This window comes from Pseudomonas sp. Arb-4-2C (assembly GCF_055755015.1).
The window spans coordinates 1,592,300-1,611,587 of the sequence record NZ_CM146899.1 but is presented as its reverse complement, the minus strand read 5'-3'; the positions used below and the strand labels follow the sequence as shown (position 1 = coordinate 1,611,587).

General features: G+C 61.2%; 14 protein-coding genes. 7 read left to right on the top strand and 7 right to left on the bottom strand.

Going from position 1 to position 19,288, the window contains the following annotated elements; genetic code table 11:
• Positions 1–13: 13 nt before the first annotated feature.
• From prpD to AC0J41_RS07425, 6 genes are all read right to left on the bottom strand, one after another.
• The gene (gene prpD / locus AC0J41_RS07450; RefSeq protein ID WP_473015020.1) at positions 14–1,498 is read right to left on the bottom strand and encodes a 2-methylcitrate dehydratase; all 1,485 of its coding nucleotides are present in this window, start codon (positions 1,496–1,498) and stop codon (positions 14–16) included.
• 1,266 nt (positions 1,499–2,764) lie between these two features.
• On the bottom strand, positions 2,765–3,955 hold the full coding sequence (gene prpF / locus AC0J41_RS07445; RefSeq protein WP_473015019.1) for a 2-methylaconitate cis-trans isomerase PrpF: 1,191 nt from the start codon (positions 3,953–3,955) through the stop codon (positions 2,765–2,767).
• A gap of 54 nt (positions 3,956–4,009) precedes the next feature.
• The gene (gene acnD, locus AC0J41_RS07440; RefSeq protein ID WP_473015017.1) at positions 4,010–6,604 is read right to left on the bottom strand and encodes a Fe/S-dependent 2-methylisocitrate dehydratase AcnD; all 2,595 of its coding nucleotides are present in this window, start codon (positions 6,602–6,604) and stop codon (positions 4,010–4,012) included.
• Positions 6,605–6,809: 205 nt separating this feature from the next.
• Positions 6,810–7,937: a bifunctional 2-methylcitrate synthase/citrate synthase gene (gene prpC / locus AC0J41_RS07435; RefSeq protein ID WP_025110319.1), complete on the bottom strand. Its 1,128-nt coding sequence runs from the start codon at positions 7,935–7,937 to the stop codon at positions 6,810–6,812.
• Between the two features lie 147 nt (positions 7,938–8,084).
• On the bottom strand, positions 8,085–8,978 hold the full coding sequence (gene prpB, locus AC0J41_RS07430) for a methylisocitrate lyase (protein WP_007960897.1): 894 nt from the start codon (positions 8,976–8,978) through the stop codon (positions 8,085–8,087).
• Positions 8,975–9,697, bottom strand: a complete 723-nt coding sequence (locus AC0J41_RS07425) for a GntR family transcriptional regulator (protein ID WP_169432611.1) — start codon at positions 9,695–9,697, stop codon at positions 8,975–8,977. The genes prpB and AC0J41_RS07425 overlap by 4 nt, the downstream gene beginning before the upstream one ends.
• Before the next feature lie 392 nt (positions 9,698–10,089).
• Between AC0J41_RS07425 and rloA the strand changes: the two genes are divergently transcribed.
• The 4 genes from rloA to pabB all read left to right on the top strand — a co-directional run bounded on the left by rloA (position 10,090) and on the right by pabB (position 14,700).
• Entirely contained in the window at positions 10,090–10,626 is a 537-nt protein-coding gene (gene rloA, locus AC0J41_RS07420) for a retropepsin-like aspartic peptidase RloA (RefSeq protein WP_025110318.1), read from the top strand.
• A gap of 5 nt (positions 10,627–10,631) precedes the next feature.
• Positions 10,632–12,167 carry an osmotic stress tolerance membrane protein RloB gene (rloB, locus tag AC0J41_RS07415; protein WP_025110317.1) on the top strand — a complete coding sequence of 512 codons (1,536 nt, stop codon included), beginning with the start codon at positions 10,632–10,634 and terminating at the stop codon, positions 12,165–12,167.
• Positions 12,167–13,153, top strand: coding sequence for an alpha-L-glutamate ligase-like protein (locus AC0J41_RS07410; protein ID WP_025110316.1), 987 nt, complete (start codon positions 12,167–12,169; stop codon positions 13,151–13,153). The genes rloB and AC0J41_RS07410 overlap by 1 nt, the downstream gene beginning before the upstream one ends.
• A gap of 203 nt (positions 13,154–13,356) precedes the next feature.
• The gene (pabB, locus tag AC0J41_RS07405; RefSeq protein ID WP_473015016.1) at positions 13,357–14,700 is read left to right on the top strand and encodes an aminodeoxychorismate synthase component I; all 1,344 of its coding nucleotides are present in this window, start codon (positions 13,357–13,359) and stop codon (positions 14,698–14,700) included.
• A 108-nt stretch (positions 14,701–14,808) separates the two neighbouring features.
• Here the strand turns inward: pabB and thrH are convergent, their stop codons facing one another.
• Positions 14,809–15,426, bottom strand: a complete 618-nt coding sequence (gene thrH, locus AC0J41_RS07400; protein ID WP_025110314.1) for a bifunctional phosphoserine phosphatase/homoserine phosphotransferase ThrH — start codon at positions 15,424–15,426, stop codon at positions 14,809–14,811.
• Positions 15,427–15,588: 162 nt separating this feature from the next.
• On the opposite strand from thrH, the gene AC0J41_RS07395 reads away from it, so the two are divergent.
• The 3 genes from AC0J41_RS07395 (at position 15,589) to AC0J41_RS07385 (ending at position 19,224) form a co-directional block, all read left to right on the top strand.
• The gene (locus AC0J41_RS07395; protein ID WP_025110313.1) at positions 15,589–16,323 is read left to right on the top strand and encodes a phosphoadenylyl-sulfate reductase; all 735 of its coding nucleotides are present in this window, start codon (positions 15,589–15,591) and stop codon (positions 16,321–16,323) included.
• 579 nt (positions 16,324–16,902) lie between these two features.
• Positions 16,903–18,441, top strand: coding sequence for an NCS1 family nucleobase:cation symporter-1 (locus tag AC0J41_RS07390; protein ID WP_473015015.1), 1,539 nt, complete (start codon positions 16,903–16,905; stop codon positions 18,439–18,441).
• Between the two features lie 54 nt (positions 18,442–18,495).
• Positions 18,496–19,224, top strand: coding sequence for an aspartate/glutamate racemase family protein (locus AC0J41_RS07385; RefSeq protein ID WP_025110311.1), 729 nt, complete (start codon positions 18,496–18,498; stop codon positions 19,222–19,224).
• The last annotated feature ends 64 nt before the right edge of the window (positions 19,225–19,288 follow it).

Here is a 19,288-nt window from a genome sequence, read left to right as displayed (position 1 = left end):
TCCGGGGCCGCAGTCAAATGACAAACAGATCGACAAAGCGGTTCACTGGCGTCGCTTCGAGCGCTTGCTGATCCTTGCACAGGGAGAAGATCGCGTGGCTGCGCTGCCCGGTGAACCGCGTCGCCAGGTTTGCCCTGAACTTGTCCTCCAGCAACGGAATGCCCTCGGCGCGGCGACGACGATGGCCGATCGGGTATTCCACCACGACGTTCTCGGTGCTGCTGCCATCCTTGAAAAACACCTGCACCGCGTTGGCTATCGAGCGCTTGTCGGCCTCCAGATACTCGCGGGTGAAACGCGGGTCCTCGACGATGACCATTTTCTCGCGCAGCACATCGATGATCGGGTGTGCGGCGTGGAAATCGTCCTCGTACTGCTCCGCCACCAGATTGCCGAACGCCAGCGGCACAGCGGTCATGTACTGGATGCAATGGTCGCGGTCGGCCGCATTGGCCAGCGGCCCGACCTTGGAAATGATGCGTATCGCCGACTCGTGCGTGGTGATGACGATGCGGTCGATTTCGTGCAACCGGTTGCGCACCAGCGGGTGCAGGATGACGGCCGCTTCGCAGGCGGTTTGTGCATGGAACTCGGCGGGGAAACTGATCTTGAACAGGACATTTTCCATCACGTAACTGCCGTAGGGCCGCGAGAAGCTGAAGGCGCGTTTGCCTTCGGGTTTCAACGCCAGATCGTTGTTGCTGTGGCTGAACGACACGTCGTAGAAGCCCCACTGCCTGGCCGTCAGCACCCCGGGAATCCCCATCTCGCCGCGCAAGGCAATGTCGGCCAGACGCACGCCACGGCTGGTCGCATCCCCCGCCGCCCAGGATTTGCGCGACCCGGCATTCGGCGCATGCCGATAGGTGCGCAGCGCCTGACCGTCGGCGAAGGCATGGGACAGCGCCGACAACAACTGCTCGCGGTTGGCGCCCATCAGTTTCGCGGTGACGGCGGTCGAGGCGACTTTCACCAGCAGGACGTGATCGAGCCCGACGCGGTTGAAAGAGTTTTCCAGGGCAATCACGCCTTGAATCTCGTGAGCCATGATCATCGCATCCAGCACATCACGCACCGTCAGCGGTGCTTCGCCATTGACGATGCGCTTTTGCGACAAGTGATCGGCCACCGCGAGAATCGCGCCGAGGTTGTCCGACGGATGCCCCCATTCGGCGGCCAGCCAGGTGTCGTTGTAATCGAGCCAGCGCACGATGCAGCCGATGTCCCACGCAGCCTTCACCGGGTCGAGCCGATACGGCGTGCCAGGCACCCGCGCCCCGAACGGCACGACGGTGCCTTCGACAATCGGGCCAAGGTGTTTGGTGCATTCGGGGAAACGCAGCGCCAGCAGGCCACAGCCGAGGGTGTCCATCAGGCAGTTGCGGGCGGTGTCGAGGGCTTCGGCAGATTCGATTTGGAAGGTGAGGACGTAATCGGCGATGTCCTGCAGGACACGGTCGTAGTCGGGACGGTTGTTCAGGTTGACGTTGGCGCTCATGTTCGATTCACTCCTGCAGTGGTTCGTTGATGGGACCTCGGTTCAGGGCTAGTTTTTTATGGTTGAAATGCGATCCATTGTGGGAGTGAGCCTGCTCGCGAAAGCGGTGGATCAGCCAGCGCAAATGTCGACTGACACTACGCCTTCGCGAGCAAGCCCGCTCCCACAGTTTGGTTCGGTGTCGGGTCAGAAAGCGTCGCCGGGCACGCGAACAGTACTGTCCGGCACTAAATGGCCCTGCCTTGAAATGCTATCCCCTGTGGGAGCGGGCTTGCTCGCGAAAGCGGTGGATCAGCCAGCGCAAATGTCGACTGATACGACGCCTTCGCGAGCAAGCCCGCTCCCACAGTTTGGTTCGGTGTCGGGTCAAAAAACGTCGCCGGGTACGCGAACATTACTGTTCAGCACTAAATGCTCCTGCCTTGAAATGCTATCCCCTGTGGGAGCGGGCTTGCTCGCGAAAGCGGTGGGTCAGGCAGCGCAAATGTCGACTGACACTACGCCTTCGCGAGCAAGCCCGCTCCCACAGTTTTGTCCGGTGTCGGGTCAGAAAACGTCGCCGGGCACGCGAACATTACTGTCCGGCACTAAATGCTCCTGCCTTGAAATGCTATCCCCTGTGGGAGCGGGCTTGCTCGCGAAAGCGGTGGATCAGCCAGCGCAAATGTCGACTGATACGACGCCTTCGCGAGCAAGCCCGCTCCCACAGTTCTGTTCGGTGCTGGGTCAGAAAGCGTCGCCGGGCACGCGAACAGTACTGTCCGGCACTAAATGGCCCTGCCTTGAAATGCTATCCCCTGTGGGAGCGAGCCTGCTCGCGAAAGCGGTGGGTCAGGCAGCGCAAATGTCGACTGACACTACGCCTTCGCGAGCAAGCCCGCTCCCACAGTTTTGTTCGGTGTCGGGTCAGAAAGCGGCGCCGGGCACGCGAACAGTACTGTCCGGCACTAAATGGCCCTGCCTTGAAATGCTATCCCCTGTGGGAGCGAGCCTGCTCGCGAAAGAGGTGTGTCAGCCAACGCAAATGTCGACTGATACGACGCCTTCGCGAGCAAGCCCGCTCCCACAGTTTTGTCCGGTGTCGGGTCAGAAAGCGTCGCCGGGCACGCGAACATTACTGTACGGCACTAAATGCTCCTGCCTTGAAATGCTATCCACTGTGGGAGCGGGCTTGCTCGCGAAAGCGCTGTGTCAGGCAACATCAATGTTGAATGTCAGTCAGCAATCGCGAGCAGGCTCACTCCTACAGTTTTGTCCGGTGTCGGGTCAGAAAGCGTCGCCGGGCACGCGGACGTAGCCTTCCATGAGGACGCGCGCACTGCGGCTCATGATGGCTTTTTTTACCGTCCATTCGCCGTTTTCCAGACTGGCCTCGGCCCCGACGCGCAAGGTCCCGGACGGATGGCCGAAGCGCACGGCATTGCGCTCAACGCCGCCTGCCGCACGATTGACCAAGGTTCCGGAAATCGCCGCCGCCGTGCCAATCGCTACCGCCGCCGTGCCCATCATCGCGTGGTGCAATTTGCCCATCGACAGCGCGCGCACCAGCAGGTCGACATCACCGGCGGCAATCGCCTTGCCGCTGGACGCGACGTAATCCGCGGGCTTGGCGACGAACGCGACTTTCGGCGTGTGCTGCCGCTTGGCCGCTTCATCCAGATTGGCGATCAGGCCCATGCGCAGCGCACCGTAGGCGCGGATGGTTTCGAACATCTGCAGCGCTTTGGGATCACTGTTGATCGCACTCTGCAGCTCGGTACCTGTGTAACCAATGTCTTCGGCGTTGACGAAAATCGTCGGGATCCCGGCATTGATCATGGTCGCCTGGAAGGTGCCGACACCCGGCACTTCCAACTGATCGATCAGGTTGCCGGTGGGGAACATCGAGCCACCGCCGCCCTCTTCTTCCGCCGCCGGATCCATGAATTCGACTTGCACTTCGGCTGCCGGAAAGGTCACGCCGTCGAGTTCGAAATCACCGGTTTCCTGCACTTCACCATGGGTGATCGGCACGTGGGCGATGATGGTCTTGCCGATGTTGGCCTGCCACACGCGCACCACCGCGACACCGTTGTACGGAATGCGGCTGGCATCGACCAGACCGTTGCTGATGGCGAACGAACCGACTGCCGCCGAGAGGTTGCCGCAGTTACCGCTCCAGTCCACAAACGGTTTGTCGATGGACACCTGACCGAACAGGTAATCGACGTCGTGATCAGCCTTGCTGCTTTTTGACAGGATCACGGTTTTGCTGGTGCTCGAGGTGGCGCCGCCCATGCCGTCGATCTGCTTGTCGTACGGGTCGGGGCTGCCGATCACTCGCAGCAGCAAGGCATCGCGGGCCGGGCCGGGAACCTGCGCGGCTTCGGGCAAATCCTGCAGGCTGAAAAACACGCCTTTGCTGGTGCCGCCGCGCATGTAGGTGGCAGGGATCTTGATTTGTGGTGCGTGAGCCATGGTGCTCCTTAACCACAGGCGTGAGAGGTGGATCTCACGCCTGTATCAGTTGATTTAAACGGCAACCGCCGACTCTTCGAGGAAGTCCTGAGCGAAGCGCTGCAACACGCCGCCGGCCTCGTAGATCGACACTTCTTCAGCGGTATCCAGACGGCAGGTCACCGGCACGTCGAGTCGCTCGCCGTTGTTGCGATGGATCACCAGCGTCAGGTCGGCGCGCGGTGTACGGGCGCCAATCACGTCGTAGGTTTCGCTGCCGTCGATGCCCAGCGTCTTGCGGTCGGTGCCCGGTTTGAACTCCAGCGGCAACACGCCCATACCCACCAGGTTGGTGCGGTGAATGCGCTCGAAACCTTCGGCGGCAATCGCCTCGACACCGGCCAGGCGCACGCCCTTGGCCGCCCAGTCACGGGACGAGCCCTGACCGTAGTCGGCGCCAGCAATGATGATCAGCGGCTGCTTGCGCTCCATGTAGGTTTCAATGGCTTCCCACATGCGCATGACCTTGCCTTCCGGCTCCACACGAGCGAGCGAACCCTGTTTGACCTTGCCGTTTTCCATAACCATTTCATTGAACAGTTTCGGGTTGGCGAAGGTTGCACGCTGCGCGGTCAGGTGGTCACCGCGGTGCGTTGCATACGAGTTGAAGTCCTCTTCCGGCACGCCCATTTTCGCCAGGTATTCACCGGCGGCGCTGTCGAGCATGATCGCGTTCGAGGGCGACAGGTGATCGGTGGTGATGTTGTCCGGGAGCACCGCCAGCGGACGCATGCCCTTGAGTGGTCGAGCGCCAGCCAGCGCGCCTTCCCAGTACGGCGGACGGCGGATGTAGGTGCTCATTTCGCGCCAGTCGTACAGCGGCGTGACTTTCGGGCCGGTGTCTTCGTGGATGGCGAACATCGGAATGTAGACCTGACGGAACTGCTCAGGCTTGACCGACGACTTGACCACCGCGTCGATCTCTTCGTCGCTCGGCCAGATGTCTTTCAAGCGGATTTGCTTGCCATCGACCACGCCCAGCACATCCTTCTCGATGTCGAAACGGATGGTGCCGGCGATGGCGTACGCGACCACCAGCGGCGGCGACGCAAGGAACGCCTGCTTGGCGTAAGGGTGGATGCGGCCGTCGAAGTTGCGGTTGCCCGAGAGCACGGCGGTGGCATACAGATCGCGGTCGATGATCTCTTGCTGGATCACCGGATCGAGTGCACCGGACATGCCGTTGCAGGTGGTGCAGGCGAACGCGACGACACCGAAACCAAGTTGCTCCAGCTCCGTGGTCAGCCCGGCCTCATCGAGGTACAGCGCGACGGTTTTCGAACCCGGCGCCAGCGAGGATTTGACCCACGGTTTGCGCGTCAGCCCGAGCTTGTTGGCATTGCGCGCCAGCAGGCCGGCAGCGATCACGTTGCGCGGGTTGCTGGTGTTGGTGCAACTGGTGATGGCGGCGATGATCACTGCGCCGTCGGGCATTTGCCCCGGCACATCATCCCACTGCCCGGAAATGCCCTTGGCCGCCAGATCCGCCACTGCCACGCGAGCGTGCGGGTTGCTCGGGCCGGCCATGTTGCGCACCACCGACGACAGGTCGAAGCTCAGGCCACGCTCGTATTGCGCGCCTTTCAGGCTGTCGGCCCACAGGCCGTTGAGCCTGGCGTACTGCTCGACGAGCTGCACTTGCTGGTCTTCACGGCCAGTGAGTTTCAGGTAGTCGATGGTTTGCTGATCAATGTAGAACATCGCCGCCGTGGCGCCGTACTCCGGGGCCATGTTGGAGATGGTCGCGCGGTCGCCCAGGGTCAGCGCGGCAGCCCCCTCGCCGAAGAACTCCAGCCACGCGCCGACGACTTTCTGCTTGCGCAGGTATTCGGTCAGCGCCAGCACCATGTCGGTGGCGGTGATGCCCGGTTGCAGCTTGCCGGTCAGTTCGACGCCGACGCTTTCCGGCAGGCGCATCCATGAGGCGCGACCGAGCATCACGCTCTCGGCTTCGAGGCCGCCGACGCCGATGGCGATCACGCCCAGCGCATCGACGTGCGGGGTGTGGCTGTCGGTGCCGACGCAGGTGTCAGGGAACGCCACGCCGTCGCGCACCTGGATCACCGGGGACATTTTTTCCAGATTGATCTGGTGCATGATGCCGTTGCCCGGCGGGATCACGTCGACGTTCTTGAAGGCCTTCCTGGTCCAGTTGATGAAGTGGAAACGGTCTTCGTTGCGACGGTCTTCGATGGCACGGTTCTTCTCGAACGCCTGCTTGTCGAAACCGCCCGCTTCCACCGCCAGCGAGTGGTCGACGATCAGTTGCGTCGGCACCACCGGGTTGACCTGTGCCGGGTCGCCGCCCTGCAGGGCGATAGCGTCACGCAGGCCGGCGAGGTTGACCAGTGCGGTCTGGCCGAGAATGTCGTGGCACACCACGCGCGCCGGGAACCACGGGAAGTCGAGGTCGCGTTTGCGCTCGATCAGTTGTTTCAGCGAATCGGTGAGCGTGGCCGGGTCGCAGCGACGCACGAGGTTTTCCGCCAGCACGCGGGAGGTGTACGGCAGGGTGTCGTAACTGCCGGGCTGAATCGCCTCGACCGCCGCACGGACGTCGAAGTAATCCAGGGAGCTGCCGGGCAGGTTTTTGCGGAATTCTGTGTTCATCGGGTCAGGACTCAGGTCACGGTAGTTTCAAAGGGTGGGCACGACACCGGCACTGAATCCAACTCGGTCAACGGTGGGAGGGGGTTTGCTCCCGAATGCGGAGTGTCATTCAACGGATTTGTCGACTGATACACCGCATTCGCGAGCAAGCCCGCTCCCACATTGGCTCCGGTTTATCCCGTTACCTGTGTGGCAGCTTCACCATTCAGCGACGTTCGATTGGCACGAACTTGCGCTGTTCGACGCCGACGTATTCGGCGCTGGGGCGGATGATGCGGTTGTTGGCACGCTGTTCGAACACGTGCGCGGCCCAGCCGGTCAGGCGCGAGCAGACAAAGATCGGCGTGAACAGCTTGGTCGGGATGCCCATGAAGTGGTACGCCGAGGCATGGTAGAAGTCGGCGTTGGGGAACAGTTTCTTTTGCTCCCACATGGTCTTGTCGATGGCTTCGGAAACTGCGAACAGCACCTTGTCACCCACTTCATCAGCGAGTTTTTTCGACCAGCCCTTGATCACCTCGTTGCGCGGATCACTGTCTTTATAGATCGCGTGACCGAAGCCCATGATCTTGTCCTTGCGCTCGAGCATGCCAAGGGTGCCCTTGATCGCCTCTTCGGGCGATGAGAAGCGCTCGATCATTTCCATCGCCGCTTCGTTGGCACCGCCGTGCAGCGGACCACGCAGCGAACCAATGGCCGCGGTGACGCAGGAATACAGGTCGGACAGGGTCGAAGCGCACACCCGAGCGGTGAAGGTCGAGGCGTTGAATTCGTGCTCGGCATAGAGGATCAGCGACACGTTCATCACTTTGACGTGCAGCTCGCTCGGCTTCTTGTCGTGCAGCAGATGCAGGAAATGGCCGCCGATGGACTGTTCGTCGGTTACGCAATTGATGCGCTTGCCGTCATGGCTGAAGCGATACCAGTAGCACATGATCGCCGGGAACGCGGCGAGCAGGCGGTCGGTCTTGTCGCGTTGCTCGGAGAAGTCTTTCTCCGGCTCGATGTTGCCCAGGAACGAGCAACCGGTGCGCATCACGTCCATCGGGTGCGCGTCGGCGGGGATGCGTTCGAGCACTTCTTTCAGCGCTTGCGGCAAGTCGCGCAGCTTGCCCAGTTTTTGCTGGTAGGCGTCGAGTTGCGCCTGGGTGGGCAGCTCGCCGTACAGCAGCAGGTAGGCCACTTCTTCGAACTGCGCGTCCGCCGCCAGTTCACGCACGTCGTAGCCGCGATAGGTCAGCCCGGCACCGGCCTGGCCCACGGTGGACAGTGCGGTTTGCCCGGCAACCTGGCCCCGGAGTCCGGCGCCACTGAGTACTTTTGCTTCGGCCATTGTGTTCTCCAATCTTTTTGAATTTGTATGGGGAAACGTGTGGGAGCGAGCCTGCTCGCGAAGGTGGCTGGAACACCTCGGCGCATCAGGAACACCGCGTTATCGTTAACGCCCATCGCGAGCAGGCTCGCTCCCACAGGATTTTATTCAGCCTTTCTTTTGTGCAAACAACGCGTCGAGCTTCTGCTCGAAAGTGTGATAGTCGATGCGATCGTAAAGCTCCATGCGCGTCTGCATGGTGTCGATGACATTCTGCTGAGTGCCATCGCGGCGGATCGCGGTGTAGACGTTTTCCGCCGCCTTGTTCATCGCGCGGAATGCCGACAGCGGGTATAGCACCAGCGACACATCCGCTCCAGCAAGCTGCTCGGTGGTGTACAACGGCGTCGAGCCGAACTCGGTGATGTTGGCGAGGATCGGCGCCTTCACGCGGTTGGCGAACAGCTTGTACATCTCAAGCTCGGTGATGGCTTCCGGGAAGATCATGTCAGCGCCGGCCTCGATGCACGCGGCGGCGCGATCCAGTGCCGATTCCAGACCTTCAACGGCCAGCGCGTCGGTGCGCGCCATGATCACGAAGCTGTCGTCGGTACGGGCGTCAACGGCGGCCTTGATGCGGTCGACCATTTCCTGCTGGCTGACGATCTCTTTATTCGGACGGTGGCCGCAACGCTTGGCGCCGACCTGGTCTTCGATGTGAATCGCCGCCGCGCCGAACTTGATCATCGACTTCACGGTGCGCGCGACGTTGAACGCCGACGAGCCGAAACCGGTATCCACGTCCACCAGCAGCGGCAGATCGCAGACGTCGGTGATGCGGCGCACGTCGGTCAGCACGTCATCCAGGCCGGTGATGCCCAGGTCCGGCACGCCGAGGGAGCCTGCGGCCACCCCGCCACCGGACAGGTAGATCGCCTTGAAACCGGCGCGCTTGGCCAGCAGCGCGTGGTTGGCGTTGATCGCGCCGACCACCTGCAATGGGTGCTCGCTGGCGACCGCATCGCGGAAACGCTGGCCTGGAGTGTTCTGCTTGGAACTCATGACTCACCTCGTTCAGTGGCTGTCTTATTGTCGGCGCCGTCCTGGTAATGACGGGCGATGTTGCGTTTCGAGGCGCCGATGTGGCGGCGCATCAACAATTCCGCGAGTTCACCGTCACGGTCGGCGATGGCATCGAGAATCCGGTGGTGTTCGGCGAAGGCCTGGCGCGGCCGGTTGGGTGTGGTGGAAAACTGGATGCGGTACATGCGCACCAGTTGGTACAGCTCGCCGCAGAGCATCTGCGTCAGCGTGCGGTTGCCGCTGCCCTGGATGATCCGGTAATGAAAGTCGAAATCGCCTTCCTGCTGGTAATAGCCGACGCCGGCCTGAAACGCGGCATCGCGCTCGTGGGTCTCCAGCACCCGGCGCAGTTCGTCGATTTCTTCGACACTCATGCGTTCGGCCGCCAGACGGCAGGCCATGCCTTCGAGGGATTCGCGGATTTCGTAGAGTTCGAGCAATTCGGCGTGGCTGAGCGACACCACCCGTGCGCCGACATGCGGTACACGCACCAACAGGCGCTGGCCTTCGAGCCGATGAATGGCCTCGCGCAGTGGCCCGCGGCTGATGCCGTAGGTGCGCGCCAATTCAGGCTCGGAGATCTTGCTGCCCGGGGCGATCTCGCCTTTGACGATGGCCGCCTGGATGCGTCGGAAGACGTTTTCCGAGAGCGTCTCGGAGTCGTCGCCACTGATGACCGGGGGATCGAGTTGATCCAGCATATTGTCGACACCTTAAAATCCAATGCGGCAAAAACTAGCCAATTCACCCGCATCAGTCAAAGGATAAATACACATTGTCGACAATCGTCTAATAACCGTCAGTAATCTTCCAATATGGGAGCGAGCCTGCTCGCGAAAGCGCAGTGTCAGTCGAGATCGGTTCCAGGATGCCCGACCGCCTTCGCGGGCGGGCTTGCTCCCACTGGGAATCCTCAAGGGGTATAGACCTGTGCAGGCGCTGGCGCCATAAAACCACCGTGCTAGAATGCCGCCCGCATTTGCTGGCCATTTGCACGGCTTGTCATAAAAAGCTGATAGGCACACGAAGGCGCTTGCGCAAGTTTTGCCAGGAACCTGAACCGAGAACGGAACGCTGCGCACCAGGATTTATGAGACTCAAGCCCTTCCCCACATTTTTTGCACTGTTTTGCCTGCCCGGCCTGGCTGCCGCGGGGGAAAAAACCGTGTACGGCCTCAACGAATATGCATCGCTTGATGGCATCAATCTGCAAGTGGCGGCCAAACTCGACACCGGCGCCAAAACCGCTTCGCTGAGCGCCCGCGACATCAAACGCTTCAAACGCAATGGCGAGTCCTGGGTGCGTTTCTATCTGGCAATTGACGCCGCGCACTCGCACCCGATCGAACGGCCGCTGGCCCGGGTCAGCAAGATCAAGCGCCGCGCCGGCGACTACGACCCGGAAGAAGGCAAAAAGTACACAGCCCGCCCGGTGATCGAGCTGGACATCTGCATGGGGACGGCGCTGCGCAGCATCGAAGTGAACCTGACCGACCGTAGTGCGTTCCAATACCCGCTTTTGATCGGCTCCGAAGCCCTGAAACGCTTCGACGCGCTGGTCGACCCCAGTCTTAAATACGCTGCCGGCAAACCCGCCTGCACCATCGCCGCTCATACCGCCGAGTAATTTCCATGCGTTCTCTAACCTTCCACCTGAAAATCCTGATCACCATTCTGGTGCTCTTGGGCGTTTCGGTTACGGCCTATCAGATTTTCGTGCTCGGCATCCCGGTGACCGAAGACGCCACCGACGACCTGTGGAATATCGACGCCAAGGTCGAGTTCGTCGCCAGCACCAAGGATCCGGTGAAGATCCAGATGTTCGTGCCGCCGCTGAGCCGCGATTACGTCAGCCTCAATGAGAGCTTCATCTCCAATAACTACGGCGTGGCGGTCAATCGTGTCGACGGCAACCGCAAGGTCACCTGGTCGGCACGCCGGGCCAAGGGCAACCAGACCCTTTATTACCGCCTGGTGCTGACCAAGCGTTACACCGCCGAGAAAACCAAGATCAAAGGCCCGACCTTCCGCGACAGCATTGCCATCGAAGGCCCGGAAAAAATCGCCGCCGAAGCCCTGCTCGCACCGATCCGCCAGCACTCGGCCGACGTCGAAACCTTCATTGGCGAGGCGATCAAACGCGTCAACAACGCCAACGATGACAACGTCAAACTGCTGCTGGCCGGCGACCCGTCGACGCCGCACAAGGCGAAGATCGTCGAACTGCTGCTGTCGATTGCCCACGTACCGGTGGAAAAAGTCCACACCATCCGCCTCGTCGCCGATCAACCGCAAACCCCGGAACTGTGGCTGCGCAGCTTCAACGGCAACGACTGGCTGTACTTCAACCCGGAAACCGGTGAACAAGGCCTGCCGACCGACCGCCTGCTGTGGTGGACCGGTGATGAAAACCTGATCACCGTCGACGGCGCGAAGAAAGCCAACGTGACCTTCAGCCTGAACAACAGCGAGATGAACGCGATTCGTCTGGCCAAGCTGACCGACGAAAACACCGACGCCAACTTCCTCGAATACTCGCTGTACGGCCTGCCGCTGCAAACCCAGCAGACGTTCATGATCATGGTAATGATCCCGATCGGCGTGCTGGTGATCCTGATCCTGCGCAACCTGATCGGCCTGCAGACCCTCGGCACGTTCACGCCGGTACTGATCGCTTTGGCCTTCCGCGAAACACAACTGGGCTTCGGCATCCTGCTGTTTACCGTGATCACGGCGCTGGGGTTGTCGCTGCGCTCGTACCTGGAACACTTGAAGCTGCAGATGCTGCCGCGATTGTCGGTGGTGTTGACCTTCGTGGTGGTGCTGATTGCGGCGATCAGCCTGTTCAGCCACAAACTCGGCCTGGAGCGCGGCTTGTCGGTGGCGCTGTTCCCGATGGTGATTCTGACCATGACCATCGAACGCCTGTCGATCACCTGGGAAGAACGCGGTGCCAGCCATGCGCTGAAAGTGGCGATCGGCACGCTGTTCGCCGCCTCGCTGGCGCACCTGATCATGACCGTGCCGGAGCTGGTGTACTTCGTGTTCACCTTCCCGGCGATCCTGCTGATTCTGGTGGGCTTCATGCTGGCGATGGGTCGCTATCGCGGCTACCGCCTGACCGAACTGGTGCGCTTCAAGGCTTTCCTGAAGAAGGCTGACGCCTGATGTTCGGTTTCTGGAAGACCTGGAAGGCCCTGGAGGCCCGGGGCATCATGGGCATCAATCGGCGTAACGCCGACTACGTGCTCAAGTACAACAAGCGCAGCCTGTACCCGATCGTCGATGACAAGATCATCACCAAGGAACGCGCAATCGCCGCCGGCATCCATGTGCCGGAGCTGTATGGCGTGATCTCCACCGAGAAGGAAATCGACAAGCTCGACGAGATCATCGGCGGGCGCAACGACTTCGTGATCAAACCGGCCCAGGGCGCCGGCGGTGACGGCATCATCGTGATCGCCGACCGCTTCGAGGGCCGCTATCGCACGGTGTCGGGCAAGATCCTCGCCCACGAGGAGCTGGAGCACCATATTTCCAGCATCCTCACCGGCCTGTATTCGCTGGGCGGCCATCGCGACCGCGCGCTGATCGAATACCGGGTAACCCCGGACCAGATTTTCAAGAGCATCAGCTACGAAGGCGTGCCGGACATCCGCATCATCGTGCTGATGGGCTACCCGGTGATGGCCATGCTGCGGTTGCCGACCCGCCAGTCCGGCGGCAAGGCCAACCTGCACCAGGGCGCCATCGGCGTCGGTGTCGACCTGGCCACCGGCCTGACACTGCGCGGCACCTGGCTGAACAACATCATCAACAAACACCCCGACACCACCAACGCGGTGGACGGTGTGCAACTGCCCTACTGGGACGGTTTCATGAAACTCGCCGCTGGCTGTTACGAGCTGTGCGGGCTGGGTTATATCGGTGTGGACATGGTGCTGGACCAGGAGAAAGGCCCGCTGATTCTGGAGCTGAATGCGCGGCCGGGGCTGAATATCCAGATTGCCAACGATTGCGGGCTGACCCAGCGTACGCATGCGGTCGAGGCGCATCTGGAGGATCTGAAAGCACGCGGGGTGACGGAGTCGGTCGAGGAACGGGTGGCGTTTACTCAGGAAATGTTTGGGCATATTCCAGCGGTCGAGGGCTGATCCAGCACCGAGGCGCGGCCTTCGCGAGCAAGCCCGCTCCCACAGGGATCTGATCAATACTGAAGATCCAATGTGGGAGCGGGCTTGCTCGCGAAGACGGACTCCCCGCACCCAATCCGCTCATCGCCGACATCCCCTCTAGGAGCAACTCCCGCAGAGGACTACAATCCCCACCCCGCCTCAATGGCCGATCTGCCCCGCCCATGTTGACCTGTTCCGTACACCCGCTGCCCTACCGCACCAATCCCGCCGACTACTTCGCGGCCATCCGTCATGCGCCCGGTGCCGTGCTGCTCGACAGCGGCCGACCGAGTGCCGACCGTGGCCGTTATGACCTGCTCAGCGCCTGGCCGCTGGAACAACTGGCGGTGTTGCCGAACGAAAGCGGCAGCCTGTTCCTGCAACGCCTGCGCGATAACCTGACCCGCCTGGGCGAAGCGCAGCTGCCGGGAGACTATCAGTTGCCCTTCGCCGGCGGCCTGATCGGCTATCTGAGCTACGATTTCGGCCGGCATCTGGAAAACCTGCCGAGCCAGGCCCGGGACGACCTGCAACTGCCCGACGCGCGCTTCGGTCTGTACGACTGGGCGCTGATCAGCGATCACCAGACAGCCACCAGCCAACTGGTGTTTCACCCGTCGCTGGCCGACAGTGAGCGGCAGCGGCTGATCGCGCTGTTCACTCAGCCAGCTTCGGCGACACTGACGCCGTTCACGCTGAACACGCCGATGACCGCCGACCTGTCAGCCGATGACTATCGCCAGGCACTGGAGCGCATTCATCAATACATCCAGGCCGGTGATTGCTATCAGGTCAACTTCGCCCAGCGTTTCCGCGCGCCGTGTCAGGGCGATCCGTGGCTGGCCTATTGCGCGTTGCGCGAGGCCTGCCCGACGCCGTTTTCCGGCTTCCAGAGCCTGCCCGACGGCGGCGCAGTGTTGAGTCTGTCGCCGGAACGTTTCGTCAAAGTCAGCGAAAGGCAGGTAGAAACCCGCCCGATCAAAGGCACCCGCCCCCGTGGCCTGACACCTGCCGAAGACGCGGCCAACGCCGCCGAACTGCTGGCCAGCCCCAAGGATCGCGCAGAAAACCTGATGATCGTCGACCTGCTGCGCAACGACCTCGGCCGCACCTGCCGCATCGGCTCGGTGCGGGTGCCGGAGTTGTTCAGTCTGGAAAGCTATCCCAACGTGCATCACCTGGTCAGCAGCGTGACCGGGGAACTGGCGGATGACCGCGACGCGTTGGACCTGATTGCCGGCAGCTTCCCCGGCGGTTCGATCACCGGCGCACCGAAGATTCGTGCGATGCAGATCATCGACGAACTGGAGCCAACGCGGCGGGGCTTGTATTGCGGCTCGCTGCTGTATCTGGACGTGCGCGGCGAGATGGACAGTTCCATCGCCATTCGCAGCCTGCTGGTCAAGGATGGGCAGGTGTGTTGCTGGGGCGGTGGCGGGATTGTTGCCGATTCGGACTGGCAGGCGGAGTATCAGGAGTCGATTACTAAAGTGAAGGTTCTACTCGACACCTTGCAGAACCTCTAAAAGCTTAAACGCTTCGTCGGAACGCCGCCCGGAGCAAGCCCGCCCCCCCCCTGGAATGCATTCCAAATGTGGGAGCGGGCTTGCTCGCGAAGGCGTCAGACCCGACGACTAAAGACTCAAATCCCGGTTCGAGGCCTTCAAGAATTCCTGCTTCAACTCGGCAAACGTATGCACCGCCGGGAACTGCGGGAACTCGCGAATCACGTTCTCCGGCGCATGGAACAGAATCCCCGCATCCGCCTCGCCCAACATGCTCGTATCGTTATACGAATCCCCCGCCGCAATCACCCGGTAGTACAGGCTCTTGAACGCCAGGACCGACTGACGCTTGGGATCTTTCTGACGCAATTGATAGCTGGTCACCCGGCCGCTGTCGTCAGTGATCAGACGGTGGCAAAGCAAGGTCGGGAAGCCCAGTTGCCGCATCAGCGGCTGAGAGAACTCGTAGAAGGTGTCCGAGAGGATTACCACCTGGAAGCGCTCACGCAGCCAGTCGACGAACTCCACTGCACCGTCCAGCGGCTTGAGCGTGGCGATCACTTCCTGAATATCCGAGAGCTTCAGGCCGTGCTCGTCGAGGATGCGCAGGCGCTGCTTCATCAGTACGTCGTAATCGGGAATGTCCCGGGTGGTGGCCTTGAGGGATTCGATTCCGGTTTTTTCGGCGAAAGCGATCCAGATTTCCGGTACCAGTACCCCTTCAAGATCCAGGCAAGCAATTTCCACAAGACACTCCATTTGCATTGATTATTGGGTCCAGCCAGCCCGAACTCTAGCGACTCCCCTGCCACGGCGCAATGCAGCGGGCACCCCGTAACCCGCCACTTTTTGCTAACATCGCCGCCATATAGAGCGCCCAGCGCCACCGACCTGTAGGAAGCCGCCCTGATGAGCCCAACGTTCGATGTCGTGGAACTCGCCACGACCTATGCCAACAAATCCGCCCAGGACATCCTGAAACTCGCGTTTGCCGAGTTCGGCGATGAACTGTGGATATCTTTCAGTGGCGCCGAGGATGTGGTGCTGGTGGACATGGCCTGGAAGCTGAACAAGAACGTCAAGGTGTTCAGCCTCGACACCGGCCGGCTGCACCCGGAGACCTATCGCTTCATCGATCAGGTGCGCGAGCATTACAAGATCGAGATCGAACTGGTGTCGCCGGACTACACGAAGCTGGAACCGTTCGTGAAGGAAAAAGGCCTGTTCAGCTTCTACAAGGACGGCCATGGTGAATGCTGCGGCATCCGCAAGATCGAACCGCTGCGTCGCAAGCTCTCCGGCGTCAAAGCCTGGGCCACCGGCCAGCGCCGCGACCAGAGCCCCGGCACCCGCAGCGCCGTGGCGGTGATGGAAATCGATACCGCGTTCTCCACCCCGGAACGCACCCTGTACAAGTTCAACCCGCTGGCGCAGATGACCAGCGAAGAGATCTGGGGCTACATCCGCATGCTCGAACTGCCGTACAACAGCCTGCATGAACGCGGCTTCATCAGCATCGGCTGCGAACCCTGCACCCGCCCGGTCCTGCCGAACCAGCACGAGCGGGAAGGTCGTTGGTGGTGGGAAGAAGCAACGCAGAAAGAATGCGGGCTGCATGCGGGGAATATCATCAGCAAGGCGTAAGTCTCTGCCCGAATGATGTCCCCCTGTGGGAGCGGGCTTGCTCGCGAAGGCGTCGTTTCAGTCAACAAATCCAGTGACTGACAGACCGCATTCGCGAGCAAGCCCCCTCCCACATTGGTTTTGTGGTGCCATGAAAAAATGTGTACACACGAATGTCACCATCGGTGCCATTTATGTGTGCACTTTTGGTCTTCACGCCCTGAAAAGTTACATCCCTTCTGCACGTCCCGGCGTTTTGCCACCTGCGCAAAATCCCCTGTCAAAAATAAATACCTGTTCAATCGGTCAATTTATAACCAATTATTTTCAAATACTTAGCGCTCATCGATAACTTTTCGAAATGAGTACGGCTACGCATAGATCGTCAACTGGCACAGATCTGGCTTAAGTGCATACATGTTTTGTATACAAAACTGCAAAACATAAACCCACACTTTCGATCCGCAAGCCTGAAGCGCCCTATCCCGTACAGGCTGCAGATGCCCCGTAACCAGTGATGTTTGCTGGCCGCGACGAAGATTTGTCGAGCCTTCGGCTCATGCACAGTCATCGCGGCCCGCTCATCAGGAGCCTGCCGGAATGCGTACAAGTCTCTCCAACAATATCGCGCTGAATCTGCCCGCCTCGGCCCTCGACCAGCCATCGTCCCACGATGGCCTGGCTGAACCGTTACAACTCAGCCCCCGTCTGCACAACAGCGACCTGGCACCGACCCGGGCCGAAGGTCGGCGCTGGGGCAAATACAGCATCTTCGCCCTGTGGACCAACGATGTGCACAACATCGCCAACTACTCGTTCGCCATCGGCTTGTATGCATTGGGCCTGGGGGGTTGGCAGATTCTGCTGTCATTGGGGATCGGCGCGGCGCTGGTGTACTTCTTCATGAACCTGTCCGGCTACATGGGACAGAAAACCGGGGTGCCGTTTCCAGTGATCAGCCGGATCAGTTTCGGCATCCACGGCGCGCAGATTCCGGCGTTGATCCGGGCGGTAATCGCCATCGCCTGGTTCGGGATTCAGACGTACCTGGCGTCGGTAGTGTTTCGCGTGCTGTTGACGGCAATTCACCCCGGCTTCGCCGATTACGACCACAATTCGATCCTCGGCCTGTCCACCTTGGGCTGGGTATGTTTCGTGGTGATCTGGTTCGTGCAACTGGCAATCCTCGCCTACGGCATGGAGATGGTCCGCCGTTACGAAGCCTTTGCCGGACCAGTGATTCTGCTGACTGTCGCCGCCCTCGCCGCCTGGATGTACACCCAGGCCAACGGCACCATTGCCTGGTCGATCCGCGAACCGCTGAGCGGCGGCGAGATGTGGCGCAACATCTTTGCCGGCGGCGCCCTGTGGCTGGCGATCTACGGCACGCTGATCCTGAACTTCTGCGACTTCGCCCGCTCTTCGCCATGCCGCAAGACCATCAGGATCGGCAATTTCTGGGGCTTGCCGGTGAACATTCTGGTGTTCGCCACCATCACCGTCCTGCTGTGCGGCGCGCAATTTCAGATCAACGGGCGGATCATCGAAAGCCCGACCGAAATCATCGCTTCGATCCCCAACACGCTCTTCCTGGTGCTCGGTTGCCTGGCGTTCCTGATCGTCACCGTGGCGGTGAACATCATGGCCAACTTCGTCGCTCCGGCCTTCGTGCTCAGCAACCTGGCGCCGAAGTACCTGACCTTCCGCCGCGCCGGGCTGATCAGCGCGACCATCGCGGTGCTGATCCTGCCGTGGAACCTCTATAACAGCCCGCTGGTGATCGTGTACTTCCTGTCCGGTCTCGGCGCCCTGCTCGGCCCGTTGTACGGGGTGATCATGGTCGACTACTGGCTGATCCGCAAAGGCCGGATCCACGTCCCGCAGCTCTACAGCGAAGATCCCAACGGCGCTTATTACTACAGCCACGGGGTGAATTTCCGCGCGGTGACGGCGTTCATTCCTGCTGCGTTGATCGCCATCGTCCTGGCGCTGGTGCCGGGTTTCCACAGCATCTCGCCGTTCTCCTGGCTGGTGGGTGCCGGCATTGCCGCCATGCTTTACCTGATCATCGCCAAGCGTCAGCCGCACTACGCCGACGTCAGCGGCGAATCCATTGCCGTCGACAACGTCAGCCATTAACTCCCTCGCGGCCCGGGCTTCGGGCCGCTGAACTGCCCGCAATAAGGACTTCTCATGCGAATTCTCGTGGTCAACGTCAACACCACCGAATCCATCACCCAGGCCATCGCCCGTTCGGCGCAGGCGGTCGCGGCCCCCGGCACGGAAATCGTCGGCCTGACGCCGTTCTTCGGCGCCGACTCGGTGGAAGGCAATTTCGAAAGTTACCTGGCGGCCATCGCCGTGATGGACCGGGTGATGTCTTACGATCAACCGTTCGACGCGGTGATTCAGGCCGGCTACGGCGAGCACGGCCGCGAAGGATTGCAGGAGCTGCTCAACGTGCCGGTGGTGGACATCACCGACGCCGCCGCCAGCACCGCGATGTTTCTCGGCCACGCCTATTCGGTGGTGACCACGCTGGATCGCACCGTGCCGCTGATCGAGGACCGTTTGAAACTCTCGGGCCTGTGGGATCGCTGCGCCTCGGTGCGGGCCAGCGGTCTGGCGGTGCTGGAGCTGGAACACGAGCCGCAACGGGCGCTGGAAGCCATCGTGCAGCAGGCGGAACTGGCGGTAACCCAGGACAAGGCCGAAGTGATTTGTCTCGGTTGCGGCGGCATGGCCGGACTGGATGAACAGATTCGTCGCCGCACCGGAGTACCGGTGATCGACGGCGTGACGGCGGCGGTGACCATCGCCGAATCGCTGGTGCGCCTGGGGTTGTCGACGTCCAAGGTGCGGACGTATGCGACGCCACGGCCGAAACAGATCATTGGCTGGGCGGAGCGGTTTGCCCGCTAGACCGCGTTATCGTGCTTCGCGAACAGGCTTGCCCCTACAATTTGGAATGCGTTCCCCTGTAGGA

What these genes read in the sequence shown, in the direction of transcription:
- prpD (WP_473015020.1), bottom strand. Translation starts at nt 1,498, where the DNA reads ATGAGCGCCAACGTCAACCTGAACAACCGTCCCGACTACGACCGTGTC.
- prpF (WP_473015019.1), bottom strand. Translation starts at nt 3,955, where the DNA reads ATGGCTCACGCACCACAAATCAAGATCCCTGCCACCTACATGCGCGGC.
- acnD (WP_473015017.1), bottom strand. Translation starts at nt 6,604, where the DNA reads ATGAACACAGAATTCCGCAAAAACCTGCCCGGCAGCTCCCTGGATTAC.
- prpC (WP_025110319.1), bottom strand. Translation starts at nt 7,937, where the DNA reads ATGGCCGAAGCAAAAGTACTCAGTGGCGCCGGACTCCGGGGCCAGGTT.
- prpB (WP_007960897.1), bottom strand. Translation starts at nt 8,978, where the DNA reads ATGAGTTCCAAGCAGAACACTCCAGGCCAGCGTTTCCGCGATGCGGTC.
- rloA (WP_025110318.1), top strand. Translation starts at nt 10,090, where the DNA reads ATGAGACTCAAGCCCTTCCCCACATTTTTTGCACTGTTTTGCCTGCCC.
- rloB (WP_025110317.1), top strand. Translation starts at nt 10,632, where the DNA reads ATGCGTTCTCTAACCTTCCACCTGAAAATCCTGATCACCATTCTGGTG.
- AC0J41_RS07410 (WP_025110316.1), top strand. Translation starts at nt 12,167, where the DNA reads ATGTTCGGTTTCTGGAAGACCTGGAAGGCCCTGGAGGCCCGGGGCATC.
- pabB (WP_473015016.1), top strand. Translation starts at nt 13,357, where the DNA reads ATGTTGACCTGTTCCGTACACCCGCTGCCCTACCGCACCAATCCCGCC.
- AC0J41_RS07395 (WP_025110313.1), top strand. Translation starts at nt 15,589, where the DNA reads ATGAGCCCAACGTTCGATGTCGTGGAACTCGCCACGACCTATGCCAAC.
- AC0J41_RS07390 (WP_473015015.1), top strand. Translation starts at nt 16,903, where the DNA reads ATGCGTACAAGTCTCTCCAACAATATCGCGCTGAATCTGCCCGCCTCG.
- AC0J41_RS07385 (WP_025110311.1), top strand. Translation starts at nt 18,496, where the DNA reads ATGCGAATTCTCGTGGTCAACGTCAACACCACCGAATCCATCACCCAG.